Genomic DNA, 26,428 nt, shown 5'->3' on the forward strand with positions numbered 1-26,428 from the left:
GCGCCTGAACCGGCGATGGATGGCGCGCGTCCTGTATCTGCCAGTGTTCCCGCACAAATTTTCTCTCCGGAAGGGAGAAGAAGCACGAGCCCAACCTGTTCATCGTGCTCCCCGATCCTGCAGAAAGGGGAAGCGTGAAAGGCGCAGACCGAGACTGGTGACCACCACCCTCTCATGCCGTCAGTTCAGGCGATACGCTACCAAGGCTCTGTCATTTGTCAATCATGTTGACAAATGCTTGTTACCTGTTAGCGTCACATTGGGAGGAGAGCATGGGCGACAACGCCATCTTTCGCATTGCCGGCCTGACAAAGGCATTTGGACCCAACGCTGTGTTGCGTGGAGTGGGGCTCGACCTGCGCGCCGGCGAGGTGACGGTTCTGATGGGTGCCAACGGTGCCGGCAAGTCGACGCTGGTCAAGGTCATGAGCGGCGTTCATCGCGCTGACCGTGGCATGATGATGCTGGGCGACAAACCCTTCTCTCCCGCTACCCCGGCAGAAGCGATGCGCGCTGGCGTGGTGACGGTGCACCAGAACATCAATGACGGTGTGGTGGGCGCGCTCGACGTGGCCAGCAATCTGGTGCTCGACCGGCTGAATGGCGCTGGTAGCGGCTTTTTCTTCAATCCACGAAAGGTGCGGCGCGAGGCGCGCGAGGTGGCCGAGCGCATGGGGCTCGGGATCGACCTCAGCGCCGAGGTGACCGACCTGCCGCTCGCCGACCGGCAGATGGTGGCCATCGCACGCGCCATGGCGCATGAACCGCAGGTGATGATCCTCGACGAGCCCACCTCTTCGCTTTCGAGCCATGAGGCCGAACGGCTTTTTGCGCTGATCGAGCGGCTTCGGGCGCGCGGCGTCGCCATTCTCTACATTTCGCATCGCATGTCGGACATTCGCCGTCTGGCCGATCGCATTGTCAGCCTGCGCGACGGGGCCATCGTCGGACAGTTCGACGAGAAGCCGCTCGACTATGAAGGCGCGGTGAACGCCATGCTGGGCCAGAATCTCGGCCTTCACAGCATCGATGCGCGCGCTGCCGGCGCGCCGGTTTTCTCGGTCCGCGATCTGCGCATCGCACCGGGCGCGAAATCGCTTTCCATGGAACTCGGCGCTGGCGAGGTTGTGGCGGTGACGGGGCTTGTGGGCGTCGGCAAGACGCGGCTTGCCGAAACGCTGTTCGGCATTCATACGCCGCTCGCCGGCTCCATGCAGCTCGATGGCAGGGCCTATGCGCCCAAAACGCCGGCGAGCGCGGTCAGGGACGGCGTTTTCCTTGTCGCCAAGGACCGCGCGTCCACCGGCATCGTGCCGGAGTTCAACATCTATGAGAATATGAGCCTGCCGTTTCTGCCGCGCTTCTCGAACATGAGCGTGACGCGGCGGCGGGCCGAGCGGCAGACCGCGCGCGAGCAGATTGCGGACCTCAAGATCGTGTGCCGCTCCGAGCGCGACGATCTGGCAACGCTTTCAGGCGGCAACCAGCAGAAGGTGACGGTGGCGCGCTGGCTGACGCAACCTTCGCGGTTGCTCATCCTCGACGAACCGTTTCAGGGCGTGGACATTGCCGCGCGCCATGACATCGCGGCCAAGCTGCGCGAAAGTGCGGGCGACCGCGCGACACTGGTCTTTCTGACCGAACTGGACGAGGCGCTGGAGACGGCGGACCGCATCCTCGTCATGTCCGAGAACACGATTGTCGGCGAGCATCGCAATGCCGACGTGGATATGGACCGGCTGTTGGCCGAAGTGGCCGGCCAGCGTCTGGAACCCGCAGGGAGCGTTTAGAGAATGGACAGCCGTACGGCGGACAAGACCCCGGTTGAAACCCCGGCTGAGGCGCTGGTGCAGCCGAAAGACGGCCGCTCGCTGCGCGAGCTGGCAATCCGCTATGGCTTTCTGAGCCTGCTGGTGGGCCTGATCGTCTTCTTCTCGCTTGCCACGCGCGGTTTCACCTCGCCGCAGGCGGCGGTGTTCATTCTGCAATCGGTTTCGATCACCGGCATTCTGGCGCTCGGCGTGACGGCGACGCTGGTGGTGGGCGGCTTCGACCTTTCCATCGGCTCCATCGCCACAAGCTCCATGATGGCGGCGGCCTATGTGATGGTGGTGCTGGAGCAGAACGCGCTCGTCGCGGTTCTGGTGTGTCTCGCCATCGGCGCGCTGGTCGGGCTGATAAACGGTCTCATCATCTGCTACATGCGCGTGCCCGATCTTTTGGCCACGCTCGGCATGATGTTTCTGCTGATCGGTCTGCAGCGCATCCCGACCGAAGGACGCTCCATCGCCACCGGCATGACGCTGCCCGACGGCTCGACGGCTGAAGGCACGTTCAGCCAGGCCTTTCTGGCGCTTGGGCGGCACCGGTTCGATCTGTTTATCGAAAACCTCGTGCCGGCGTCGGTGGTGGTGCTGATCGTGCTGGCGATCCTGATCTGGTTCTTCCTCGAATACACGCGGTTCGGCCGCATGATGTATGCGGTGGGATCGAATGCGCGCGCTGCGGAATTCGCCGGCGCGCCGGTCAAGGCCTATCGCATCTGGGCCTATGTGATTTCCGGTGTCTTCGCTTCCATCGGCGGCATTCTTCTGGCCGCGCGCCTTGGGCGCGGCGACATTGCATCGGGCAACAACCTGCTTCTGGATGCGGTGGCGGCCGCACTCATCGGTTTTGCGGTGCTGGGCGCTGCCAAACCGAACGCGTTTGGAACGGCCATCGGGGCGCTGTTCGTGGGCGTGCTCCTGCAGGGGCTCACCATGATGAACGTGCCGTATTACACGCAGGATTTCGTCAAGGGCGCGGTGCTCGTCATCGCTCTGATCTTCACCTTTGCGCTTCTGGGGAGGAATGCCCGGTAGCGCCCGTTCAAGAGAAAACAGGCAGTGGAGGAGTAAGAGTATGGAAATTTCACGCAGACTTCTGGGCAAGATGGCCGCGGCACTGGCCGGCGCCACCATGCTTCTGCCGGCAGCCGCCGGCGCGCAGGACAAACCCGCGCCATTCGACAATCCGGGCGATGTGGAGATCGCGCTGGTGCGTTATCTTTCCACGGGCGATTTCTTTCAGGCCTATCTTTCGGGCGTGGAAAAGCAGGCTGAGGCGCTGGGCGTGAACCTGCGCGTGCTCGACAGCCGGCAGGACGCCGCCCTTCAGGCCGACATGGTGGATCAGGCGATTGCGCTTGGCGTTGATGGCATCATCATCCAGCACGGCCTGACCGAATCCATGAAGGAAGCCGCACAGCGCGCCGTCGATGCGGGCATCAAGGTCGTGGCCTTTGACGTGAATGTCGAGAACGATGCGATCCCGCAGATCGAGCAGTCCGACCGGGATCTGGCGCGTCTGGCGCTGGAACAGGCCATTGCCGACAATGGCGAAGCGTGGAAGGCGGGCTATGTCTATGTGGCCGGCATTGCGCCGCTCGACCGCCGCGACGAGACCTGGCGTGAATTCAAGGAAAAATATTCGGGCATTGAGGAAGTGGCGCAGTTCGGCACGCTCGACAATCCGATCGCCAATTCGGTGGCCAACCAGGCGCGCTCGGTGGTGACGGCAAACCCGGACATCCAGGTCATGTTCGCGCCCTATGACGAATTCGCCAAGGGCGTGAAGATCGCCGTGGACGAGGCCGGCCTTTCCGACAGCATCAAGATCTATTCGGCTGACGTTTCGACGGCTGACATTTCCGCCATGCGCGAGCCGGGCAGCGCTTGGGTGGCGACGGCGGCCACGAACCCTGCCGTCGTGGGCGAGGTTTCGGTGCGCGCGCTTGCGATGCTTCTGGCCGGCGAGGAGCCGGGCAAGAGCGTCATCGTTCCGCCGACGCTGATCACCCAGCAGGCGCTGAACGACGGCGACATCAAGAACATGGACGATCTCTCGGCGAAGATGCCGCAGTTTGCCCATGCCGATGTGGCCGTGCCGGACTGGATGCCGCTGCCTGCGCGGGACTGAGGCAGCGCTAGAATGGATCGACGAGGGCGGCTTTCGGGTCGCCCTTTTTGTTTTGCGCGGAGATGATGGTGCGTGCCCTTTCCCTTGGCCCTTCGACAAGCTCAGGATGAGGGAAAGGGCAGGGACACGGGGCGCTTGAACGGGATACGTGGCTCGCGGTGAAGTGGCAACGAAAGCCCTCATCCTGAGCTTGTCGAAGGGCCAGGGCGGAATGGAGGGGCGACCTTTGCAGCGCTGGCGCGCGCCCCTCATCCGCCTGCCGGCACCTTCTCCCCGCTGGCGGGGAGAAGGAAAGCGCGGAGATGACGGTGGAGCTTTATCAACGTTGCACTTGAAGGCGTGAAAATCGAAGCTTCCTCCTTCTCCCCGTTCACGGGGAGAAGGTGCCGGCAGGCGGATGAGGGGCCTGCCGAGTTTCTCTGTATCAGCGCAGCGCTGCCGCGATGTTGCCGCCGTCGACGGTTGTGACGTCGGCGGTGGTGCGCTCGGCGAGGGCGTGGTTGAGGAAGGCCTGCGCCACGTCCTCGGCACGCACCTCGAGGCCGAGAAGATTGCCGCCCATATAATCCTTCTCCGAAACGCCGCGCGCGGTGGAGCGGTTGGCGATCATCTCGTTGGTCAACAGGCCGGAACGGATGCGGTCGGCATTGACCGCGTTGGAGCGCACGCCGATGGAGCCGTAATCCAGCGCATATTGGCGCGAGAGGAACAGCGTTGCCGCTTTGGGCAGGCCGTAAGCGCCGAAATTCGCGCCCGGATTGACCGCCTGCTTGGAGGCGTTGAAGAGGAGCACGCCGCCGGTGCCCTGCTGCTTGAAGAGGCGCACCGCATTCTGCGCAACGCTCTGATGCGCGAAGAAGTTGAGCTCGAAGCTCTGGCGCAGCGTGGCGTCTTCCAGATCGCCGATTTTGCCTTCCCACGCAGCGCCCGCATTGGAAACGACGATATCGATACCGCCGAACACATCGCGCGCCTTGTCGAAGGCGGCGCGAACGGCTGCCGCGTCGGTCACGTCCGCACCGATGCCGATGGCGGCGTTGCCAATGTTCTTCGCGACCTCTTCGGCCTTGTCGGCGTGCAGGTCGACGACGACCACATGCGCGCCCTGTGCGGCGAAGAGCTTTGCCGTGGCGGCGCCGATGGCGCCAGCGCCGCCGGTGACCAGCGTGACCTGACCAGACAGCGGCTTGGGCTTGTTTGAGGCGAGCTTGGCCTGTTCGAGAGACCAGTATTCGAGCTCGAAGAGATCGGAGAGCGCGAGCGGATGGAAGGAGCCGATGGCTTCGGCGCCAGTGACGGCTTCCACCAGCATCTCACCCACATCGGCGGCGATCTTCGCCTCCTTCATGCTGCGGCCATGGCCGATGAGGCCGAGCCCGCGCACCAGTGTGAGGCGCGGCATGGTGTCGAGCATGGTGCGCTCCACATCGTCGGCAGCGTTGTTGGTCTCGAAATAATCCTTGTAGCGGTCGGAGAACTCCGCGACTTTTTCGCGGACGACCTTGCCATATTCATCGAGCTTGCCGGCCTCCGGGGCGGGCAGCACCATGGGGCCGGTCTTGATGCGGATCGACAGATCAGGCGTCGAGACGCCGCGGGTGGCGAGATCTTCGGCCGTGTCGGCGTTCACATAGTCGAGGATTTTTGGCGAGGTGCGGAAGTCGCAGACCATGCGGCCATATCTGCCTTCCCCTTCGTCGATGGCGATGGCGCCGCGCAGATAGGGCATGATCTCGGACGGGGTGGCCAACTCCTTCGGCAGCGCCACCGGCTTGAAGGGCGTTTTGCCGTTTTCGACCACGTAATCCTCGGCCATGGTGACGAACTCGATCATGAGATCGTAGGCGGTCTTCGCGTCTTCGGCGAAGGTGAAGATGCCGTGCTTGTCGAGGATCAGGCCTTCCACGGATGGGTTCTTGTCGTAGATGTCGGCGGCTTCCTTGGCGAGGTCGAAGCCCGGCTTGATGTAGGGGACGAAGCCCAGCCGATCGCCGAACACTTTTTTACAGAGCGCTTCGGAATCCTCCTGATCGACCAGGGCGAGGATGGCGGTGGAATGCGTGTGGTCGACGAATGTGTGCGGCAGGAAGGCGTGCAGCAGCGTCTCGATGGAGGGGTTCGGGGAACCCGGATCGATGAGGTTGGCGCGCTGCATGGCGACCATGTCTTCGTCGGCCAGGGAGGGCAGCGCGCGGGCGGCCAGAAGCGCATCCATCTTCACCGCCGGCAGGCCCTGCGGCTCGATCACGCCCATGTCCCAGCCGCTGCCCTTGACGCAGAGCACATCATATTCGCGGCCCAGAATGTCTGTGGCCTTGCTCTTGAGCGAGGTGTTGCCGCCGCCATGCAGGACAAGGCGCGGCTCGCCGCCCAGAAGGCGGGTCGTGTAGACGCGCAGCGCCAGATCGCGCGCGACGCCCTTTTGCGCATAGTGCTCGACAAGCTTTTCGGCTTCGCTGTCTTTCCAGAGGTTCTGCATGTCTGTCCCGTAAGTATCTTGAAGGGTTGCGCTTGCCGGCGTGGATCAGGCCGGCGTCGGTTCATGGGCGGTGTGATGCTTCAGAAGCTTCGTCGCCATGGAAGAGGTGGTCACCAGATGGGTGAAGAAACGGCCGGCGATGGCGGCTTGCAGGGGCTCGAACTTCTCGTCCTCCTGCACCACCATCAGCCGTTTGGGGATGGTGCGGATGGCGTCGAAATCGGCCGAAATCATGCGCCGGTTGTAATCGCAGTCGAGCAGCGTGCCGTCGGCGGTGATGATCTGCCCGGCAATGACGCCGGTGGCCCCCATCGCTTTCAGCCGCTCAAGCTCGGCCACGCTGAGCGCGCCGCATTTGATGACATGGCTGTCGGTGTCGAGCGCGCCGACCGTGAACAACGCCAGATCGCAGGCGCCGATGCCGTCGAGCTGTTCGCGGATGACGGGCTCCTCGCGCAGAGCGCGCGCCAGTTCCTCGGTGCGGAGCACGAGGGGCGCATAGAAGTTCAGGCCCTTGGCGTTCAGCCGGCGGGCGATCTCCATGGTGCACTGGTCGGGACGGTAGGCATAGGGCGAGCCGAGATTGCCGCACATCTCAACGACCGTGACGCCCTCGCGATCGGCGTAACTCATCGCATCGGCGATGTCGTAGACGGTGCGGCCCCAGGCGACGCAGACCTGATTGCCGTTCTCGACCATTTCGAGAAACACATTGGCGGCCAGTGTCGGAATTTCAGAGGCAGGTGAGGGTGAGAAAGAATCCTCGCCCACAAGCCACACGGTCTCCAGCCCGAACGCATCCTCCATCTGGCGTGCAAGGCGCTCACCGCTGAAAAGATGCGTGGACGTGGAGATGTTGACGATGCCGGCCTCGCGCGCCTTGCGCAGATAAAGCGCCACCGACGCGCGCGAAATGTTCAGTCGTCGCGCGACTTCGTCCTGACGCAGGCCATGCGTATAATAAAGCCATGCGGCCTTGTGTATGATCTGCTCTGCTGGACGATAAGCCATTCCACGCCTCCTTTCGACATTATTCACGGTGATTGACAAAAGTCAATTCGCAGTCGGGAAGAAGGGCGGGCTCGGGGAGCGGGAGACTGGGAAGTGGCGAGACTAGGACGTGGCGAGACCGGGAAGTGGCGGGATCGGGAAATGGCGGGAGCGGAAGACGTGAGAGGTGGGATCGGCGGTGCCGTTGTGGCGCGGTTCGCGTGTCCGGGATGACGTGGCTGGCCGGATCGCACGGGATGCGGGCAAGAGAAAGGCCGGGATGCGCGATGCATCCCGGCCTTCGCCATGTTGTGTGTTGCCAGGCAGCGCGGCCGGTGTTGCCGACTGGTCAATAACCGCGCGGGCAGCGTGCCTCGTAGCGACGACCGTATTCGTCGCGGTAGACACAGCGGTTGCTGTTTTCCGATGCGCGGCCGACGAGGGCACCGGCCACGGTGCCGATGGCGCCGCCGATGATGGCACCTTCAACCTTGTTGCCCGAGGCGAGCGCGCCGATGGCCGCGCCGCTGGCGCCACCGAAAGCAGCGCCCTGTTCGGTGGGCGTGCAGGCCGCGACACCGAGAAGCAGTGCTGGTACGAGAAGCAGTGACTTTTTCATGGATCCTCTCCAATTGGTTCCTTGTTCATAAGCCGCAGACATTGATTTGGTTCCGTCTGTAGCTGTCCGAATAATGATGTCCCTATAGCGATATAGCATGGACATGAAATCCGGCAAAACTCCGTTAGACAAGCGCAGTTTGTGTCTATTTCTCGTCTTCTTGTGTGAGTTAGGCCACTGAAATAAACGCGAATTCCGTTGCGAAGTGCAGATTTTGGCTTTTCTGGGGCAAAAATTTGGCCTCATGGGGTTCCATCTGCCTTCTATTTGCCCGACCTTGGTCTCAATCCACACGGTCGAGGTCGCATACAGACAATGTGCGATGGCGTTTTTGGGCCACCCTTCAATGTGTGGAGGAGTGTTCCGGGGACGGGTGGCCATTCTGTCGTTCGCTTCCAGCTCTCGGACAGAAATGGAGTGAGACATGTCAAATGAAATCATTGAGGAGGACCACGGGCTTGAACCGGGCCAGGACAATATTCGTCTGCTGGGTCTCGACGTTCACAACCCTGTTTTCTTCGTTTCCGCCGTGTTGATTGTCGCTTTCGTAATCGTCACACTGATTTTTCGCGACGCAGCGGGCGATGTTCTGGGCGGTCTTCGGGTCTGGCTGACGTCGACCTTCGACTGGGTGTTCATGCTGTCGGCCAATCTGTTTGTGCTGTTCTGCATCGTGGTCGCGCTGACACCCCTTGGCAAGGTTCGCCTGGGCGGCAAGGATGCGGTGCCCGAGTATTCCTATTCCGGCTGGTTTGCCATGCTGTTCGCCGCCGGCATGGGCATTGGTCTGATGTTCTTCGGCGTTCTCGAACCGATGTACCATTTCAACAACCCGCCGCTCGGCCTTGAAGCGCCGCTTGCCGATGGCGAGCTCGTCGCGAGCGCCGTGCCGGCGGCCCGTGAAATGGGCATGGCGGCGACCATCTTCCATTGGGGACTGCATCCCTGGGCGATCTATGCCGTGCTGGCGCTTTCGCTGTCGCTTGCCGCCTACAACAAGGGGCTTCCGCTTTCCATCCGTTCGGCGTTCTACCCGATTCTGGGCGAACGGGTGCGCGGCTGGCCCGGTCACTTGATCGACATTATGGCGGTCTTCGCAACGCTCTTTGGTCTTGCAACTTCCCTCGGTTTCGGCGCCTCGCAGGCTCTTGCCGGGCTGAATGAGCTTTATGGTGTTCCGAACACGGACACGGTCAAGGTTCTGCTCATCATGGGCATTACCTGTGTTGCACTGGTTTCAGTTGTGGCGGGGCTGGATGCCGGCGTGAAGCGTCTTTCCGAGATCAACATGGTGCTCGCCATCCTTCTTCTGCTGTTCGTCATTATCTTTGGCCCGACGCTGGCGATCATCACCGGCTTTTTCTCCAACACATGGTCCTACGTGAAGGAACTGCCCGAACTGTCGAACTGGATCGGTCGTGAAGACACGGGCTTCATGCATGGCTGGACCACGTTCTACTGGGCCTGGTGGATCTCCTGGTCGCCTTTCGTGGGCATGTTCATCGCCCGCGTTTCCAAGGGGCGCACCGTGCGCGAGTTCATCACCTGTGTGCTGATCATCCCGACACTCGTGTCGATCCTCTGGATGACCACGTTTGGCGGCACCGCGATGGAGCAGTTCCTGACCGAGGGTTACACGGGCGTTCAGGAGACGGTGGTGGACTATGTGCCCGAGCTTTCGCTGTTTGCCATGCTGGCAGACCTGCCGCTCGCCGGCATCAGCTCGCTGATCGGCATCATACTGGTCATCGTTTTTTTCGTGACATCGTCGGATTCCGGTTCGCTGGTCATCGATACGATCACCGCCGGTGGCAAGATCGACGCCCCGGTGGCGCAGCGTGTCTTCTGGGCGCTCTTCGAGGGCCTGGTCGCGATTGTGCTTCTGCTCGGTGGCGGACTGGCCGCGCTTCAGGCCGGTGCGATTGCAACGGGCTTCCCGTTCGCAATTCTTCTGATGGTCATGCTCTACGCCACCTTCAAGGCGCTGCGGCATGAAAGGGCAAGCGGGAACTAGATCGCCGTGCGTCCATCCGGACGCACAAAGGACGATCTAGACGATTGATGGAGCATCGGAATAAACCGAAAACCGGTTTCCACTTTTCGGTCCGATGCTCTAGATCGCCGTGCGTCCATCTGAATGTACAATGAGCCCCGGCATGGACCTGCCGGGGCTCTTTGATTCAGTCAGGTTCCCCCCTGGGCGGGTGTGCCGGCTTCGGAGACTGCTGCCAGGTAGTCGCGATAGCTCACACATTTCACATCTTCCATGACACAGACGTCTTCTGCGAAACGCTCCAGCGCGTTCCAGTAGGCGCCGTCGTTCATCAGGGTAAAATGAAAGCCGAGCTGGAAGGGTGTGCGGCGTCCGGCATACTCTTTCTCGAAGGTGGCCATGAAGGCATCATAGGTTCGCTGCTCAAAGGCGGCAGCAGCTTCCGGCTTTTCCTTGCCGCCGGAGTGGCGCACATAAAGATTGTAATCCATGGCGATGATCTGTCTGTCGCGCGGCCCTTCCGGTATCAGCGGAAGCGAGAAATGCGCGACGCCGTTGCGTGTTCTGGGCAGGGCAGGGCCGCGTGAGACGGTGCTCGCGTCATAGGCGAAGCCAGCTTTCTCGAGTGTCTTGAAAAGCCCCTTGTTCGTGGACAGATACGGTGCCCTGAAACCGCGAATCTCCCTGCGCGCGAAATCCTGCCAGCCCCGGGGTTCTCCATCGATCCCGTTCAGTTTCCAGGCATCGGCGACAATCGTTGTGAACTGGTCAAACTCCTGCGCCCAGTCCTTGGCGCTCCAGTTCTTCCCGTCGAAATGTCCACAGCCATGACTTGCCACTTCGTGCCCTTCTGAACGGGCGGTCCAGATCTGGCCGAGACGGCCCTCGACATCTTCGCGTGAATAGCCGCTCCCCACATTCGAGCGACCGCGCGGCAAGCCGGGGGCCTCGTAGGCTTTGCGCGTTTCGGGCGAGAGCAGATAAACGCAGGACAGAAAGTAGGTGAAGCTGGCACCGGTCTTCTGGCCGAGCGCGCGACTGCGCTCCCACTGTTCCAGATGCAGCGCCCCATCGAAGGAGATGATCACATATTGCGGCTTTTGCGCTTTCGCGGCGTCGCCGGCAAAACAGGAACCTGTCAACGCCAGCGCGGTCGCGCCGGCGCAGAGAAATTTGAGCATCATCGGGCAATCCAGTATGCAAATCGAAGCGGGCAGCGTTACCGCCCAAATATGGCCGAGTTTGGAAAGCAGCACCGTTGCGCCGCAGCTGATGTTGACTTCAAATCAACAGAATCAGGACGAAATGGCGGCCCCCCCTTCCATGGCGGCAAATTTCGTCTAAAAAGCCCGGAACCGGAAAAGCGCGGGAAATGCCCGCCAGACATGGGTCGCATATGTCCGACGACAGTTTCATTCGCGAAGTCAACGAAGAGCTCCGCCAGGATCAGTTCAAATCTCTTTGGCGTCGTTTCGGCCCCATTGCCATTGGTGCCGCCGTGCTGCTCGTCGTCGCGACCGCAGGCTATGTCGGTTATGAGCGCTGGACCTCCTCGCGCGCAAACGCTTCGGGCGATGCCTTCTCCCAGGCGCTGGAACTGGCCCGGCAGGGCGAGAACGACGAAGCGCTGGCCGCCTTCAGTGAACTGGAAGAGGGTGGTTACGGCTCCTATCCACTCCTCGCGCGCATGCGTGCCGCCACGGTTCTGGCCGCTGATGGCGATACCGAAGGGGCTGTCGCTGCCTTCGATGCGATTGCCGCTGACAGGTCCGTGACCGATGTGATCGCCGACATCGCCCGTCTGCGCTCCGGGCTTCTGCTGGTGGATCACGGTTCCTATACGGATGTTTCCGCGCGGGTTGAAACGCTGACGGCTGACGGTAACGCGCTGCGCCACACCGCGCGCGAAGCGCTCGGGCTCTCCGCATGGAAAGAGGGAAAGCGTGACGACGCGCTGCAGCTCTTCCAGCAGATTTCCGGCGATGCCGAGGCACCCCGCAACACGCGCCAGCGTGCCGAGATGATGATCGAGCTGATTCTCGGCTCGAGCCCGGCCGAATAGCCGGAACCGGTAAGCCGCCATGGCCTTCAAGCTTGCAATCATCGGCCGGCCGAATGTCGGCAAATCGACCCTGTTCAACCGGCTTGCCGGCCGACGCCTGGCGATTGTCGATGACACGCCCGGCGTGACACGCGACCGCCGCTCGCATCCTGCCCGCCTTCAGGACCTCAAATTCGAGGTAATCGACACCGCCGGTCTGGAAAGCGCCGCCGCACCGACGCTGGAAGGGCGCATGCGCGCCCAGACGGAGCAGGCGATCGATGAGGCCGATATAGCGCTTTTCATGATCGACGCCCGTGCCGGGGTGATGCCCGACGATGCGACCTTCGCCAATCTTCTTCGGCGCAGCGGCAAGCCGGTCGTCCTCGTCGCCAACAAGATGGACGTGAATGCGGCTCGCAGCGGCGTTCTTGACGCGTGGGAACTGGGGCTGGGCGATCCGGTCGAGGTTTCGGCGGAACACGGGCTCGGCATGTCCGACCTGCGTGACGCCATCGTCGAGGCGCTCGGCGAGGACCGGGCACTGGCGGAGGAGCCGGAGGACTCCGTCGTAACCACGGACGAAATTACTGTCGGCGAGGACATCGAGCCCGATTCGGAAGAAGAGGCGGTCTACGATTCGTCCAAACCGCTGCGGATCGCGATCGTGGGGCGTCCGAATGTCGGCAAGTCGACTCTGATCAATGCGCTTCTTGGTGAGGAGCGCATGCTGACGGGGCCGGAGGCCGGCATCACCCGCGATTCGATTTCCGTCGACTGGCAGTGGCGTGGTCGCAAGATCAAGCTGTTCGATACGGCCGGCATGCGCCGCAAGGCCCGCGTGCAGGAGAAGCTGGAAAAGCTTTCCGTGTCAGACGGACTGCGCGCCGTGCGTTTTGCCGAAGTGGTGATTGTGGTTTTCGACGCGACCATCCCGTTTGAGAAGCAGGACCTGCAGATCGCCGATCTGATCATCCGCGAGGGCAGGGCGCCGGTCATTGCCTTCAACAAATGGGATCTGATCGAGGATCGGCAGGAGACGCTCGCCGAACTGCATGAGAAGACGGCGCGGCTTCTGCCGCAGGTGCGTGGGCTGCAGGCCGTGCCCATCTCGGCGGAAACCGGGCGTGGCTTCGACAAGCTCATGGAGGCGGTGGAAAAGACCCACCGTACCTGGAACAGCCGTATCTCGACGGGCCGCCTCAACCGGTGGCTGGAAGGCGCGACGGGACAGCATCCGCCTCCGGCCGTGGCCGGACGCCGGCTCAAGGTGAAATACATCACGCAGATCAAGACGCGGCCGCCGGGTTTTGTGGTCTCCTGCTCGCGGCCTGAAGCTATGCCGCAATCCTATGTGCGCTATCTCATGAACGGCCTGCGCGAGACGTTTAATCTCTATGGCGTGCCGATCCGCGTGGCGCTGCGCACCTCGGACAACCCCTATGCGGGGCGGGCGAAGAAACGCCGCTGACGGCAGTATCCACCACGAGTTCAGAAGATGACGGGCTTTGCATCGCAAGGCCCGTTTTCGTTTGCGTTCGCTGTTGCGCCTGCGAGACCGGTCAGCCCGTTAACCAGTAATCAAGGTTAACCAAATATGGTTTTGGAAATTGGGTTGAGTTGCGTAGCGGAGAGTGTGGGTGCTTCGTCGGACTGGAAAGGTGCCGCGCAAGGCGGATGATGATACGCGTTCCTTTCTGGCGCCAGCTTTGGTGGCGCTGGGGTTCTGGATCGGTTTTCCGGGCATTGTCGCGCATCAGGACATGGCCGGGCTCGTCTCAGGAGAAGAAGGCAGCGGGCCGCGCTGGGCGGCTTTCGTGGAGAAATCGGTCGCCGGTTCGATCCACCAGGCCGAAATGCCCTTTGTCGACGGTGACCTGAAGACCGGTAGCATCTCCGGTTCAGGCATGGCTGCACCCGGCATCGGGAAGATCGCCTTCCGTGGCAAGAAAGGGTTCACCGGAACAACGCCGGACGAAGCCCGCATCAACCGTGCAGAGAAGACCGGGCGTCTCGTGCAGGTCGTACCCGTGCAGCCTCCCAAACTCTTTGAAGCCGGCACGATCTTTGAAAAAACAAGCTTTCTTCTCGAAAAGCCGAAGCCCGACCAGAAGCTGATGGCCTTTGTCGATCCAGACATCAAGGGTGAGGAGGTGCGCATCGCGTCCGCTTTCTACATGAAAAAGGACAGGAAGGCCGATCCGGCCCTGCCGCGCGCGATTGCCGAACTCGTCAACAATGATCAGCCGGACGTTCTTGCAACGGCCTATGCGCCGCAGAAGCCCGACTATGCAAAGGCCTCCCCGTTCGCAAGCATCCTGCGCGAGGAAGACCCGGCGGGTGGCCGTTTCATTCCGCCGGTCGGCGCAAAGGATCACCCCTGGGCGCGCGAGCCGCTTCCGGAGGCGGTTTTCTCCGACCGGGAGCAGCAGTGCCTCGCAGCCGGCATCTATTTCGAAGCGCGCGGCGAATCCGTGAAGGGGCAGGCCGCCGTGGCACAGGTGATTCTGAACCGCGTGCGCAATCCCACCTATCCGAACACCATCTGCGGCGTCGTCTACCAGAATGAGAAGTGGCGCAATCGCTGCCAGTTTTCATTCGCCTGCGACGGAATCCGCGACCGTGTGAAGAGCCCGGGTCACTTCAAGACCGCGCAGGAAGTGGCTATGGCCACGACCGCCGGCAAGATCTGGCTGCCCGAGGTGGGCTCCTCCACGCACTATCATGCGACCTATGTGCATCCGCGCTGGGCCGGCGCCATGCAGCGCATGAAGAAGATCGGTCAGCACATTTTCTACCGCACCTATGGCGGCGGCTGGAACTGACGGGGCGGCGAAATCGCGCAAATGACGGGTTGAAAAGCGGCAGGACCTGCTGCGATTCCCGTTTTCATCGTGCCATTTGCCGCTGCGCGCATTGTCGCATCTTCTTATATGGTTGTTTTTCAACGTATTTTCGTCTTTGTGAATGGCGTCGACAGCGGCTTGACTGGGGCGTGGGCGCTCACTATGTTGCGCGCGACTTTCAAGCGGATAGCCGCTGACCAGCAAACCCGGTACGGAGATTGCGGTGGCCGACAAGGATCAGCCGGACGACCTGGAGCGCCGGCGCGCCGATCTGGAGAAGGCTCTCGCGCAAAAACGACCGGCGAAGCAGGACGGCGGTGAGGGGAAGACGAAGGGCGATATGGCGGGCGCCGCGCAGGCGCTCAGACTGTCCAGCGAGTTTATTGCCGGCGTGGGTGTCGGCGCTGCTCTTGGATGGTTCATCGACCATTTTGCCGGTACGTCTCCCTGGGGACTGATCATTTTCCTGCTCCTGGGTTTCGGGGCAGGTGTTCTCAATGTCCTGCGTTCGGCGGGACTTATTGCTGAATTTGGGATCCGCTCATCCGATGATGGGCAGGGTCCTGAGAAGAAGTGAACGGCGCCCGGGCGCCAGACCAGAAGTGAGGGGGGCCAGGTGGCCAACGATCCGATCCATCAGTTCCAGATCTCCAAGTGGATTCCGATTGAGGTCGGCGGACTGGATTTCTCCTTTACGAACTCGTCCGCCTTCATGGTTGCGACCGTGGTGGCTGCCGGTGCTTTCCTGTTCCTGACGACGTCGAGCCGCGGCCTGGTTCCCGGCCGGCTGCAGTCGATCTCGGAAATGAGCTACGAGTTCGTGGCCTCCATGCTGAGAGATTCGGCGGGCTCGCACGGAATGCGCTTTTTCCCGTTCGTATTCTCGATCTTCACGTTCGTCCTGATGGCCAACATCCTCGGTCTGTTTCCTTACTTCTTCACCGTGACCAGCCACATCATCGTCACCTTCGCGCTTGCGCTGATGGTGATTGGGACGGTGGTCATCTACGGTTTCTGGAAGCACGGTTTCGGCTTTCTCAAGCTCTTCGTTCCCCAGGGCGTGCCCGGTGTCGTGGTGCCGCTGGTTGTGCTGATCGAGATCGTCTCGTTCCTGTCGCGTCCCGTCAGCCTTTCGGTTCGTCTCTTCGCCAACATGCTGGCCGGACACATCACGCTCAAGGTTTTTGCCGGCTTCGTCACTTCCATGAGCGCGCTTGGCGCGGTCGGCGTGGCCGGTGCCGTTCTGCCGCTGATCATGACCGTGGCGATCACCGGTCTCGAATTCCTCGTCGCCTTCATGCAGGCCTACGTCTTTGCCGTTCTCACCTGCATGTATCTGAACGACGCCGTCCATCCCGGCCACTGATCAAGAGGTTTGAAAAGATCGGCTTCGTTCCGGCCTGAAGTGCCGGTCAGAGGAAAACAGGTTTCACCGGCGGTTTCCGCCAAGTCTGAAGAAAACACGCAAATCCGCGATCACAAGGAGTTTTAAAATGGAAGTAGAAGCAGCAAAGGCCATCGGCGCCGGTATCGCTTGTTTCGGCATGGCCGGTGCAGCACTTGGCCTCGGCAACATCTTCGGCAGCTACCTTTCGGGCGCCCTGCGCAACCCGTCGGCAGCAGACGGCCAGTTCGGCCGCCTGATCTTCGGCTTCGCCGTGACGGAAGCTCTCGGCATCTTCTCGCTGCTCATCGCCCTGCTCCTCCTCTTCACCTAAGCGCGCCTTTCGTGTGCGTGGCCGGCCGCTCTCGGGCGTCCGGCCGGTTTTAAAAGAGGTAGACAATGTTTGTGGCATCGGCATTCGCAGCCTCGGCGCAAGACGCCGCGGAAGCGACCCATTCGGAAACCGGCGTTGCGTCTGACGGCGCACACGAGGCCGGCTTCCCGCCTTTCGATTCGTCCACATTTCCGTCGCAGATCCTGTGGCTGGCGATTACCTTCGGGCTGTTCTACCTGTTCCTGAAGCGCGTCGTGCTGCCGCGCATCGGCGGTATCCTGGAAGTGCGGCGTGACCGCATCGCGCAGGATCTCGACCAGGCGGCGCGGATGAAGGAAGAGGCGGACGAAGCGGTTGCTGCTTACGAGCAGGATCTGGCTGACGCCCGCAAGAAGGCCAATGTCATCGGCCAGGAAGCCCGCGACGCCGCCAAGGCGGAAGCGGACGCTGAACGTCGCGAGATCGAGAAGCAGCTCGACGCCAAGCTCGACGAGGCCGAAAAGCGCATTGCTTCGATCAAGGAAACGGCCATGAAGGACGTTGGCACGATCGCCGAGGACACGGCGGCATCCATCGTTCAGGAACTGGTCGGCGGCCGGCTCGACAAGACCGCGGCGAAAGCCGCCGTCAAGTCCGTCAAACAGTAGGAGAGGGCCATGGACGCGACATTCTGGGCGTTTGTTGCCCTGATCATCTTCCTGGGTGTCCTTGCCTACTTCAAGGTGCCGGGCATGATCAACGGCGCGCTTGACGGGCGTGCCGAACGCATCCGCAATGAGCTGGATGAAGCGCGCAAGCTGCGTGAAGACGCGCAGCAGCTGCTCGCCGAGTATCAGCGCAAGCGGCAGGAAGCCGAGCAGGAAGCGCAGGACATCGTCAGCGCCGCCAAGCACGAGGCCGAGCTGCTCGTCAAGGAAGCCAAGCAGAAGACGGAAGAGTATGTCGCCCGTCGCACGGCCCTTGCCGAACAGAAAATTGTGCAGGCAGAGCAGGACGCGGTGAACGAGGTGCGCGCAAGTGCTGTCGATCTCGCCGTGGAGGCCGCCCGCAGCGTTCTGGCTGACAAGGTCGACGCCAAGACCGGCGGAGAGCTTTTCAAGGCCTCGATTCAGGACGTGAAGACAAAGCTGAACTGACGAGCTTTCGAAAGCGAAACATTTTGAAACGCCGCCGGTTTCCGGCGGCGTTTTTTATTGGGCCTCAGACCGGCGGCTCGTAGGGCACATCAAGCAGCGCACATAGCTCGCTCAGGCATTCTTCGAAAGAGGGCTCCATATCCGTATAGGCGAAGGCGACCTGCTGGAAGACCTCCATGCACAGATGCCCATAAAGGCGAATCCAGCATTTTAGGAAAACATGGGCAGCATCGGGCGGCAGAAGGCCGTTGATCCGTTCGCTGAAAGCGATGAGCTGCTCGACCTGCGAGGCCGGCATGTCATCCAGATTCGGGATCGGGAAGCGCTGTTCATGCCAGATCGCCGCCACCTGTTCCAGAAACACCTCTCCGAAGGCACCGCAGGATGCTCCGTCACCATAGGACGGAAGGTCCGTCTCGCACGGCGATGCGACGGGGCTGGCAAACAGCCAGCCGAATTCGGCCGAATGGCCGAGGGCCCAGCGACGCAGCGCCCGGCATATGGCGCCAAGGCGGCGGGCCGGCGTGCTGGCTGCCGGCTCTGCCGCAGCAGCCCGCATGAAGGCGATCAACTCTTCGAAGAACTGACCGCGCAGCGCTTCAATCAGTGCTGACTGGCTCGGATAGTAGCGGTAAAGCGCAGGACCGCTCATGCCCATCCGACGCGCGATGGCGTTTATGGTGACGGCGCCGCTCCCGTCTTCAACAAGCAGATTTCGCGCGATGGAATTAATCTCACGAAACGTGGCGGCACGCTGAACCTCTTTTCGGCTTGGCACCCCGGATTTCTCTGCAGATTTCATTTGCATCGCTACGGTCTCTAATTTTAGTTATAGTATCTAACTAAAATTCGATATGCAACGGAGAACTCCATGTCGGTACTTGTGACCGGGCTTGTCCTCTTCCTGGCGGTCCATTCCTTGCGGATCGTAGCGCCGGGCTTCCGCGCGCAGATGATGGCAAGCAATGGCGAACGCGCGTGGCTTCTCACATACACCGGAGTCTCGCTTGTCGGGTTGGTGCTGATTGTCTGGGGTTATGGCCTGGCGCGTATGGACCCGTCGCCGGTTTACGCACCGCCCCTATCGCTGCGCCATCTGGCGCTTGTTCTCCTTCTGCCCGTCTTTCCGCTGCTCATCGCGGCTTATGTGCCGAGCCGAATTTGTATGACTGTCGGCCATCCCATGCTGCTGGCGACCGTTCTGTGGGGCCTCGCTCATCTCATGGCGAACGGAACGCTGGCAGACGTAGCGCTTTTCGGCGGCTTCGCCGTCTGGGCGGCAATCGACTGGATTTCGGCTGCGAACCAGCCCGGCAAGGGCAAGGTCAGGCAGCCTGTTGGTTGGACGGGGGATGCGATTGCCGTTCTAGGCGGGCTGGCGATCTATGGCGTGTTTGTCGCCGGCCTCCACCAGTGGCTGATCGGCGTCTCGCCTGTCTGAGGCGGGTAGCGACGGTCCAAGATCGCGCAGCGGGGCGAAGCTCATCCTGTGCAGGCGCGACACCGCGCCATGCTCCGTTATGGCTGAGCGGTGGCGCTTGGTACCGTAGCCCATATGCGTCTCGAAACCGTAGGCCGGTGTCACACCGCCCGCACGCGTCATCATGCGGTCCCGCGTCACCTTGGCGACGATGGACGCAGCGGCGATGGACTGGCTGCGCTGATCGCCCTTCACCACGGCACGCGCCGGGCAGCACAGCCCCGGCGGCACATCGCGGCCATCGGCCAGTGCAAACAGCGGCGTGACACAAAGCCCGGCTGCTGCGCGGCGCATGGCCTCAAGGCTGGCGCGCAGGATGTCGGATCCGTCGATGCTTGCAGCGCTGAGGGACGCGACGGAGACGCTGACGGCCATCTCGATGATGGCTTCGAAGAGCCTGTCGCGCGCCTCTGCGGAAAGCCGCTTGGAATCGTCCAGCCCTTCAGGAAGGCGGTTTGCGTCGAGAATAACGGCGGCGGCGACAACAGGGCCTGCCAGCGGACCGCGTCCCGCCTCGTCGAGCCCTGCAACGGGGGCAAGCCCCTCGCGCAGAAGACCGGCCTCCATCTGGAAGTCGGGACGAACGGGCAGGTCGAAAAGAGTGGGAGAATCGGAACGCGTGCGAGCCATGATGCGGCGATGCTCGCATCGCTTCCGATTCTCCGCAAGGGCCTCCCGGCAACGAGGGGGCGGATGGGCCGGGAAGCTTCCGTCGGCTACGGGGATGCAAGCCGGACGGGAAGGGTGTGCTGTCGGAAACGGCGCCGTTTTACGGAAACAGGGTGCCGCTCTGATGCGTTGATCTGCGATGCCGAAGCAGGAGGCGGGTCGGGCAGGGCGCTGTCAAAGCAGCATGAGCTGTTCGCCTCCCGGCTGCGGCTGCCTGAACAGGTCCGTTCTCAGCCTGCGTTTTTCCTGGTTGAGCCCGAGCCGCTTTGCCGCGATCTCGAAGCGTCGGCCGATCTGCCAGGCATAGGGGCCGGTGCCCTTCATCCGCTTGCCCCATTCGGCGTCGTAATCCTTGCCGCCGCGCATGGAGCGGATCAGGGACAGGACGTGGCGATAACGGTCGGGTGCATGGCGCAGAAGCCACTCCTTGAAAATGGGGCTGACCTCGAGCGGCAGGCGCAGGATGATATAGCCCGCCTCGCGCGCGCCGGCAGTGGCCGCCGATTCCAGGATGCGCTCTATCTCGCAATCGTTGAGGCCGGGAATGACAGGCCCCATCATCACCGATGTGGGGATGCCGGCCTCACTCAGCGCCCGCACGGTCTCCAGACGTCGCGGGGGCGTTGCCGCGCGCGGCTCCATGGTGCGGGCAAGCTTGCGGTCGAGCGTGGTGATGGAAAGCGCCACCTTCGCCAGACCCTGTTCGGCCATGCGGGAGAGGATATCCATGTCGCGCATGACGAGCGCCGACTTGGTGACGATGCCGACCGGGTGCCCGTGCGCCTCAAGCACTTCGAGAATCTCGCGCATGATGCGGTATTTCTTTTCGATGGGCTGATAGGGATCGGTGTTGGTGCCGATGGCGATGGTGCGCGGCTGATAACCCGGTTTGGAAATCTCGCGTTCCAGAAGCCGGGCGGCATCCGGCTTGGCAAAGAGCTTCGCCTCGAAATCGAGCCCCGCCGACAGGCCCATATAGGCATGGGTGGGACGTGCAAAACAGTAGACGCAGCCATGTTCGCAGCCGCGATAGGGATTGATGGAACGGTCGAAGGAGATGTCGGGCGAGGCGTTGCGCGTAATGATCGTGCGCGGCCTTTCAACCTGAACCTCGGTCTTGAAGGGGGGCAATTCCTCAAGCGAGCCCCAGCCATCGTCAAAGACATGACGGGAGACCGGCTCATAGCGGCCTGATGGATTGATGCCCGCAGCACGGCCCCGCCGGCGCTCGGAATCGATGCGAATGCCCGACCGGTCGATCACCGTGTTGGCCATCGCGGCCCCGCCGCCATCGAAGGCGGCTGCATCTGCTCTCACAATCTGTTCCATGGCTTGCTCCATGACTGAGCGATTTCGCTGGCTTTCCAGTACGCGGGGACTAAAGCGGAAAGCAGAATCAGCGTCGCTGCCGATGAATCTATTCCTATTCGATGAATGAGAACAAAGCAAGAACTTTTGGCAGAATCGAGGCGCGCGAATTTTCCACAGGCGTGCAAAAGGGTTCGCGGGGACGGTGCCGCAGTCTACTTGATTTCAAGGTCAGGAAGGGATCAGGCGGACTTGCCGCCGCCGCGCTTCAGATGTTCGGCCAGGCGCGGCATGATTTCCACGAAATTGCACGGCATGTGCCGGTAGTCGAACTGGTCTTTGAGGATACCGTCCCAGGCATCGCGGCAGGCGCCGGTGGAGCCCGGCAATACGAAGACGAAGGTCTGGTCGATAAGCCCTGCGGTGGCGCGCGACTGGACGGTGGAGGTGCCGATTTTTTCGTAGGAGATGCGATGGAAGACCTGCGAAAACCCGTCCATGCGCTTGTCGAACAGCGGTTCCAGCGCCTCTGGTGTCACGTCGCGCCCGGTGAAGCCGGTGCCACCCGTGGTGATGACGGCATCGACCCCTGGATCGGCGCACCACAGTTTGACAGCCATGCGGATGGCTTCGATATCGTCTGCGACGATTTTCCGGTCGGCGAGCGTGTGGCCGGCCTCATCGATGCGTTCGGCCAGCGTCTGGCCGGAGCGGTCGTCCTCAAGGCCGCGCGTGTCGGAAACGGTCAGCACCGCGAAGCGGACGGGGATGAACTCACGCGCGGGCGTAGTGGGCATGGTCATGCTCGATCTGGCTGTGCTCGGTCTGGCCGTGCTCTGGGGCAGTGGTTTGGGTGGCAAGGACAAACCAGTCGGGATGACGGGCTTCAAGAATGGATGCGGCCTGACGCGCCTTGTGCGGCGAGCCGAAGACGCCGAAACAGGTGGCCCCGGAGCCGGACATGCGGGCGGCAAGCGCGCCCGCTTCCCCGAGAGCGCCAAGCACATCCCTGATCTGCGGTACGAGCCGGCAGGCCGGTTCTTCCAGATCGTTGCGAGCGGCTTCGAGCCATTTGGCGGCCGATGCGGCGTCGGGGAACGTGTCGAGGGCGGGCAGGGGAGCATTGTCGCGCCGCTCAAGCCCTGAAAAGACATCTGGCGTGGAGAGCGGGATGTTGGGGTTCACGAGAACAAGCGGCAGCGCGGGGAAATGCGGCAGTTCTTCAAGCGCTTCGCCGATGCCGCGCGCAAGAAGCGGTTTCGATGACAGGCACATGGGGACATCCGCACCGAGGCGAAGGCCGAGCTCTGCCAGGGCGACCTCGTCGACGTCGATCTGCCAGTGGCGGACGAGAAGTCTGAGCGCGGCAGCCGCATCGGCCGAACCGCCACCGATGCCGGAGGCGACGGGCAGGTTCTTTTCAAGGTGCAGATGGACGGGTGCGCCGGCTCTCTCCCCGAATGTTTCACGCAGAAGATCGCGGGCGCGGGTGACCAGATTGGTCTCGCCGATGGGGACATGGGCGGCGAAGTGGCCGGAAACGAAGAAATCGTCTTCCGCCCCGCCTTCCACCTCGAGCAGGTCGCCATGCCTGGAAAAGGTGACAAGACTGTCCAGCAGATGATAGCCGTCGGCGCGCCGTCCGGTGACGTGCAGCGCCAGATTCACCTTGGCGGGGGCGATCATGCTTTGCATGCTTCTACTCAGGTATCAGTCTTTGGCGACGCGGTATTCGCCGGTCTTCGGGTCGTAGACGAGCGTACCCATGCTGCCATTCGCCGCTTCCCTGCGTGCGCGCCGCGCCTTTGCAGTGACGCGCTCTGCCTCGCGGACGAATTTGCGGTAGCCGACATAGGCCACCACGCCGACCGCGGCAAAGAAGATCAGTTGCGGCATTGTCGATCCTCCGGTTTCGCGCGCGAGTTTAACGCCCGGGCGCGCCTCGTCAAAGTCCAAAACGGCGCCAGAGCGCCTGTTCCTCGGCAGCCTCGATCAGACCCGTGGCGGCATTGCCGGCGATTGCAGCACCGAGATCCGGAATGCTGCCGGCGCTGCTGGAAATACCGAGCTTGCGTCCGAACAGGCCGCGCGGCTGGGTGATGAGCGCGAGTTGCGTTTTCCTGCCATAGCGTTCCTTGAGAACGGAGCGCATGTCGCCGAGACCGTCGACCAGACCTAGATCGAGCGCGCGGGTGCCCGTCCAGAAGGCGCCGGTGAAAAGCTCCGGATCGTCGGCGAGTTTGGCACCGCGCCGCTCCTTGACGAGATTGATGAACATCTCGTGCATTTCGAGCTGCAGGGCTTTCAGGCGCTCGACGTCTTCCTTCTTTTCCGGCTGGAAGGGATCGAGGATCGCCTTGTTCTGGCCGGCCGTGTGGACGCGGCGCTCAACGCCGATCTTCTTGATAAGCTCCTGAAAGCCGAAGCCGGCGGACACGACGCCGATGGAGCCGACGATGGAAGAGGGGTCGGCGATGATCTCGTCGCCCGCTGCGGCAATCATGTAACCGCCGGAAGCGGCCACATCCTCGACGAAGATGAAGACCTTCCGGTCTTTCTCCACCGCCAGATCGCGGATGCGGCGGAAGATCAGGCGCGACTGCACGGGCGAGCCACCCGGCGAATTGAGCGCGATGGCGACGGCTGGCGCATCGGGCACGGCAAACGCCTTCTCGATCACGGTCGCGGTGGTGGCAAGCGACAGATTCTGGCGCGTCAGGCTGTTGGACGGCATGATCGCGCCGGAGAGCCGGATCACCGGAATGGTGACGGCATCGCCACGGAGCTTTTTGGGAACGAGGCGGCTGACAAGGCGTCGCAAGGGCGTGCTTACTCCAGAAGAAAGGAACGTGTTGCTCGTGAGCATGTAGGCATTTGCGCGGTTCGTGCAATGGCCGGGCTCGTTCAATCGCCGAAAAGCGCCGCCTGCCCGTTGGTTAGCGCCTCGGCGCGTTCTGTTACCCGGTTGTCCTCGTCGCGCAGGATGAGGGGCGGTTCGAGCGACAGCCCGGCACGATTGCCCTTTTGCGCACGCAGGAGGATGCGGATGGCCGGGTGGCCGGCGCGGCCATGCACCGGCACGATGCGCGCACCGCCGAAACGGCCCCTTAGCGCGTCGAGAATGGGCGACAGCGAAGCGGGGCGGGCGATCAGCGCCAAGAGCCCGCCGGGCATGGTGATGGCGGCTGCCGTGCGCAGCCATGTTTCGAAAAGCGTGTCGTCCATGACATGGGCCGCCCGTTTTAGCGCATCCGGCGTGGCGCGGTCGCTGGCGCTGTTGAAGGGCGGGTTCATGATGGTGGCGGCATAGGCATTGCGCGAAAGGCCCGCCTCCTCGCGCGCATCGCCTGAAAGCGTGACATCGGCCTCGATCAGACGCATACGGTCGGAAAAGGCGGCGTTTTCCGGCAGCGCAATGCTGCGGCGGGCGCATTCGGCCATTTCCGGGGCATTCTCGACAAGGGTGACACAGGTTTTGGGACAACGGGCGGCGACGGCGAAACCGGCAGCACCCGCGCCCGCGCCAAGGTCGGCGACCACTCCTTCAAGGCCGCCCGGCAGGGCAGAGGCCACGAGCATGGCATCCACGCCCGAGCGATGCCCGCGACCCGTGGGCTGGACGAGCCGGAACGCATCCCGATGGAAGGAATCGACGCTGTGCTGCGCCTGGGTATTCGTGTCAGGCATTCTTCTTGTCGTCGGAGCGCGCTTCGTGCTCGATGCCGGCGTCTTTCAGCAATTGACGTGCTGCATCCCGGTCATCCTCGTCGATCATCACGCGTCGCGGCAGAATGCCGAGAGAGCCTTCCATGATGCTCATGTTCTGGTCGGCGACGAAAAAGGCAATGCCGGCGTCGCGCAGGAGGCTTTCCACGAAGGAGATGACCACGGGATCATTGGTGCGGATGAGTTCTATCATGGGCGTGACGTTGACAGTTTGCGCCACCCCTGTAAACGACTTCGTGATTGACGGGCGCACGCCCCGTGCGCATTCGCCGCTTGCCCCGCGTGGGGGCAGGGCACTAGATTGCCCGGAATGTTTTGAACGTTTCGGTCCGGCCGTGCCGGTCCGTCTCCGGTCGTGATTGGAGGACCATCTGTGGGTGTAGTGTTGAATCTCGATGGCAAGCGTGGCGCAGCCTCCGTCGCAAGCCTCATGGACCTGACCGCTGACGAAATGGCGCGTGTCAACGAGCTGATCCTGTCGAAGGCGGGCTCGGACGTCGAGCTTATCCCGGAACTGGCAAAACATCTCATCGACTCCGGCGGCAAGCGCCTGCGCCCGATGGTGACGCTCGCCGCCGCCCAGATGTTCGATTATGAGGGTGAGGGGCATGTGAAGCTCGCCACCAGCGTGGAGTTCATGCACACGGCCACGCTGCTGCATGATGATGTGGTGGATGAAAGCGATTTGCGCCGTGGCCGCAAGACAGCGCGCATGATCTGGGGCAATCAGGCAAGCGTTCTGGTGGGCGATTTCCTGCTCGGCCAGGCGTTTCGCATGATGGTCGAGGTCGGCTCGCTCGACGCGCTGGATATCCTGTCAACCGCTGCTTCTGTCATCGCTGAAGGCGAAGTGCTTCAGCTCAGCGTCGCCAAGAACCTCGAGACGACCGAAGACGAGTATCTGGCGGTCATCAAGGCGAAGACGGCCGCACTCTTTTCTGCGGCTGCCGAAGTCGGCCCCGTTGTGGCAGGCGCGACCCGCAACGACCGCGCGGCGCTGCGCTCCTACGGCACCAATCTCGGCCTGGCGTTCCAGCTTGTCGACGATGCACTCGACTATGGCGGCAAGAGCTCGGACCTCGGCAAGAATGTCGGCGACGATTTCCGCGAGGGCAAAGTGACCCTGCCGGTGATCCTGAGCTATCGCCGCGGCAGCCCAGACGAACGGGCATTCTGGAAAAGCGCCATCGAGGACAATCAGTGCGACGACGCGGCGCTTGAGAAGGCGATCGGGCTTTTGCACAAGCATGGCGCAATTGGCGACACGATCGGACGGGCGCGCCACTTTGGCGAAATCGCCCGCGATGCGCTGGCACCGCTCAGGCCGACGCCGCAGAAAGATGCGCTTCTCGATGTGATTGATTTCTGCATCAGCCGGGTGACCTGATATCAGGGGAGACAGTCCCCGTTGAAGCGTTTCCGCAAAAAGGCCATGCTTGTCTGCGAGGGAAAAAGGGATTCCCAAC

General features: G+C 62.3%; 27 protein-coding genes. 14 read left to right on the forward strand and 13 right to left on the reverse strand.

The window, feature by feature from the left end:
• Positions 1–272: 272 nt before the first annotated feature.
• Genes BLW55_RS17380 through BLW55_RS17390 form a run of 3 tightly spaced genes read left to right on the forward strand, consistent with a single transcriptional unit; the run spans position 273 to position 3,957 of the window.
• Positions 273–1,790 (forward strand): sugar ABC transporter ATP-binding protein, encoded by a 1,518-nt coding sequence (locus BLW55_RS17380; RefSeq protein ID WP_090329632.1) that lies wholly within the window; start codon positions 273–275, stop codon positions 1,788–1,790.
• A gap of 3 nt (positions 1,791–1,793) precedes the next feature.
• Entirely contained in the window at positions 1,794–2,861 is a 1,068-nt protein-coding gene (locus BLW55_RS17385) for an ABC transporter permease (RefSeq protein ID WP_244509121.1), read from the forward strand.
• 40 nt (positions 2,862–2,901) lie between these two features.
• Positions 2,902–3,957, forward strand: a complete 1,056-nt coding sequence (locus BLW55_RS17390) for a substrate-binding domain-containing protein (RefSeq protein ID WP_090329633.1) — start codon at positions 2,902–2,904, stop codon at positions 3,955–3,957.
• Between the two features lie 424 nt (positions 3,958–4,381).
• Here BLW55_RS17390 and BLW55_RS17395 read toward each other — a convergent pair whose 3' ends face one another.
• From BLW55_RS17395 to BLW55_RS17405, 3 genes are all read right to left on the reverse strand, one after another.
• Positions 4,382–6,436 carry a bifunctional aldolase/short-chain dehydrogenase gene (locus tag BLW55_RS17395; RefSeq protein WP_090329634.1) on the reverse strand — a complete coding sequence of 685 codons (2,055 nt, stop codon included), beginning with the start codon at positions 6,434–6,436 and terminating at the stop codon, positions 4,382–4,384.
• 45 nt (positions 6,437–6,481) lie between these two features.
• Entirely contained in the window at positions 6,482–7,447 is a 966-nt protein-coding gene (locus BLW55_RS17400; RefSeq protein WP_090329635.1) for a sugar-binding transcriptional regulator, read from the reverse strand.
• Positions 7,448–7,775: 328 nt separating this feature from the next.
• A complete protein-coding gene (locus BLW55_RS17405; RefSeq protein WP_007007869.1) occupies positions 7,776–8,045 on the reverse strand; it encodes a YMGG-like glycine zipper-containing protein in 270 nt (89 codons plus the stop codon).
• A 424-nt stretch (positions 8,046–8,469) separates the two neighbouring features.
• On the opposite strand from BLW55_RS17405, the gene BLW55_RS17410 reads away from it, so the two are divergent.
• Positions 8,470–10,059, forward strand: coding sequence for a BCCT family transporter (locus BLW55_RS17410; protein ID WP_007007870.1), 1,590 nt, complete (start codon positions 8,470–8,472; stop codon positions 10,057–10,059).
• Positions 10,060–10,229: 170 nt separating this feature from the next.
• Here BLW55_RS17410 and BLW55_RS17415 read toward each other — a convergent pair whose 3' ends face one another.
• Positions 10,230–11,219: a polysaccharide deacetylase family protein gene (locus tag BLW55_RS17415; RefSeq protein ID WP_244509181.1), complete on the reverse strand. Its 990-nt coding sequence runs from the start codon at positions 11,217–11,219 to the stop codon at positions 10,230–10,232.
• A gap of 215 nt (positions 11,220–11,434) precedes the next feature.
• Here BLW55_RS17415 and BLW55_RS17420 point away from each other — a divergent pair, with 215 nt between their 5' ends.
• From BLW55_RS17420 to BLW55_RS17455, 8 genes are all read left to right on the forward strand, one after another.
• A complete protein-coding gene (locus tag BLW55_RS17420; protein ID WP_025029458.1) occupies positions 11,435–12,100 on the forward strand; it encodes a tetratricopeptide repeat protein in 666 nt (221 codons plus the stop codon).
• Between the two features lie 19 nt (positions 12,101–12,119).
• Positions 12,120–13,550, forward strand: coding sequence for a ribosome biogenesis GTPase Der (gene der / locus BLW55_RS17425; protein ID WP_090329636.1), 1,431 nt, complete (start codon positions 12,120–12,122; stop codon positions 13,548–13,550).
• A gap of 169 nt (positions 13,551–13,719) precedes the next feature.
• Entirely contained in the window at positions 13,720–14,904 is a 1,185-nt protein-coding gene (locus BLW55_RS17430) for a cell wall hydrolase (protein ID WP_090329637.1), read from the forward strand.
• A 244-nt stretch (positions 14,905–15,148) separates the two neighbouring features.
• Entirely contained in the window at positions 15,149–15,502 is a 354-nt protein-coding gene (locus tag BLW55_RS17435; RefSeq protein ID WP_025029460.1) for an AtpZ/AtpI family protein, read from the forward strand.
• A 39-nt stretch (positions 15,503–15,541) separates the two neighbouring features.
• A complete protein-coding gene (locus BLW55_RS17440) occupies positions 15,542–16,291 on the forward strand; it encodes a F0F1 ATP synthase subunit A (RefSeq protein WP_025029461.1) in 750 nt (249 codons plus the stop codon).
• 127 nt (positions 16,292–16,418) lie between these two features.
• Positions 16,419–16,643, forward strand: coding sequence for a F0F1 ATP synthase subunit C (locus tag BLW55_RS17445; protein ID WP_065816112.1), 225 nt, complete (start codon positions 16,419–16,421; stop codon positions 16,641–16,643).
• 65 nt (positions 16,644–16,708) lie between these two features.
• Complete coding sequence (locus BLW55_RS17450; protein ID WP_007006825.1) at positions 16,709–17,290, forward strand: F0F1 ATP synthase subunit B; 582 nt, start codon at positions 16,709–16,711, stop codon at positions 17,288–17,290.
• Positions 17,291–17,299: 9 nt separating this feature from the next.
• Positions 17,300–17,779 (forward strand): F0F1 ATP synthase subunit B, encoded by a 480-nt coding sequence (locus tag BLW55_RS17455; protein ID WP_007006826.1) that lies wholly within the window; start codon positions 17,300–17,302, stop codon positions 17,777–17,779.
• A gap of 64 nt (positions 17,780–17,843) precedes the next feature.
• On the opposite strand, the gene BLW55_RS17460 is transcribed toward BLW55_RS17455, so the two are convergent.
• Positions 17,844–18,581 (reverse strand): TetR/AcrR family transcriptional regulator, encoded by a 738-nt coding sequence (locus BLW55_RS17460; protein ID WP_244509122.1) that lies wholly within the window; start codon positions 18,579–18,581, stop codon positions 17,844–17,846.
• Between the two features lie 69 nt (positions 18,582–18,650).
• On the opposite strand from BLW55_RS17460, the gene BLW55_RS17465 reads away from it, so the two are divergent.
• Positions 18,651–19,220 carry an NnrU family protein gene (locus BLW55_RS17465; protein WP_090329638.1) on the forward strand — a complete coding sequence of 190 codons (570 nt, stop codon included), beginning with the start codon at positions 18,651–18,653 and terminating at the stop codon, positions 19,218–19,220.
• Here BLW55_RS17465 and BLW55_RS17470 read toward each other — a convergent pair.
• The 8 genes from BLW55_RS17470 to BLW55_RS17505 form a co-directional block, all read right to left on the reverse strand.
• Positions 19,146–19,889 carry a ribonuclease HII gene (locus BLW55_RS17470; RefSeq protein WP_090329639.1) on the reverse strand — a complete coding sequence of 248 codons (744 nt, stop codon included), beginning with the start codon at positions 19,887–19,889 and terminating at the stop codon, positions 19,146–19,148. The genes BLW55_RS17465 and BLW55_RS17470 overlap by 75 nt on opposite strands.
• A gap of 213 nt (positions 19,890–20,102) precedes the next feature.
• The gene (locus BLW55_RS17475) at positions 20,103–21,257 is read right to left on the reverse strand and encodes a PA0069 family radical SAM protein (RefSeq protein ID WP_090330047.1); all 1,155 of its coding nucleotides are present in this window, start codon (positions 21,255–21,257) and stop codon (positions 20,103–20,105) included.
• Between the two features lie 221 nt (positions 21,258–21,478).
• A complete protein-coding gene (gene moaB, locus BLW55_RS17480; RefSeq protein WP_007006831.1) occupies positions 21,479–22,033 on the reverse strand; it encodes a molybdenum cofactor biosynthesis protein B in 555 nt (184 codons plus the stop codon).
• On the reverse strand, positions 22,011–22,922 hold the full coding sequence (locus tag BLW55_RS17485; protein ID WP_090329640.1) for a 4-(cytidine 5'-diphospho)-2-C-methyl-D-erythritol kinase: 912 nt from the start codon (positions 22,920–22,922) through the stop codon (positions 22,011–22,013). The genes moaB and BLW55_RS17485 overlap by 23 nt, the downstream gene beginning before the upstream one ends.
• A 24-nt stretch (positions 22,923–22,946) precedes the next feature.
• Positions 22,947–23,132 carry a hypothetical protein gene (locus BLW55_RS17490; protein ID WP_007006833.1) on the reverse strand — a complete coding sequence of 62 codons (186 nt, stop codon included), beginning with the start codon at positions 23,130–23,132 and terminating at the stop codon, positions 22,947–22,949.
• 49 nt (positions 23,133–23,181) lie between these two features.
• Positions 23,182–24,057: a S49 family peptidase gene (locus BLW55_RS17495; RefSeq protein ID WP_090329641.1), complete on the reverse strand. Its 876-nt coding sequence runs from the start codon at positions 24,055–24,057 to the stop codon at positions 23,182–23,184.
• A gap of 83 nt (positions 24,058–24,140) precedes the next feature.
• On the reverse strand, positions 24,141–24,923 hold the full coding sequence (locus BLW55_RS17500) for a tRNA1(Val) (adenine(37)-N6)-methyltransferase (protein WP_090329642.1): 783 nt from the start codon (positions 24,921–24,923) through the stop codon (positions 24,141–24,143).
• A complete protein-coding gene (locus tag BLW55_RS17505; RefSeq protein WP_007006836.1) occupies positions 24,916–25,155 on the reverse strand; it encodes a putative signal transducing protein in 240 nt (79 codons plus the stop codon). Before BLW55_RS17505 ends, BLW55_RS17500 begins: the two co-directional genes overlap by 8 nt.
• Positions 25,156–25,335: 180 nt before the next feature.
• Between BLW55_RS17505 and BLW55_RS17510 the strand changes: the two genes are divergently transcribed.
• The gene (locus tag BLW55_RS17510) at positions 25,336–26,349 is read left to right on the forward strand and encodes a polyprenyl synthetase family protein (protein ID WP_090329643.1); all 1,014 of its coding nucleotides are present in this window, start codon (positions 25,336–25,338) and stop codon (positions 26,347–26,349) included.
• Positions 26,350–26,428: the final 79 nt, after the last annotated feature.

Origin of the sequence: Nitratireductor aquibiodomus, assembly GCF_900105565.1 — a bacterium.
In the GTDB taxonomy this organism is placed as follows: domain Bacteria; phylum Pseudomonadota; class Alphaproteobacteria; order Rhizobiales; family Rhizobiaceae; genus Nitratireductor; species Nitratireductor aquibiodomus.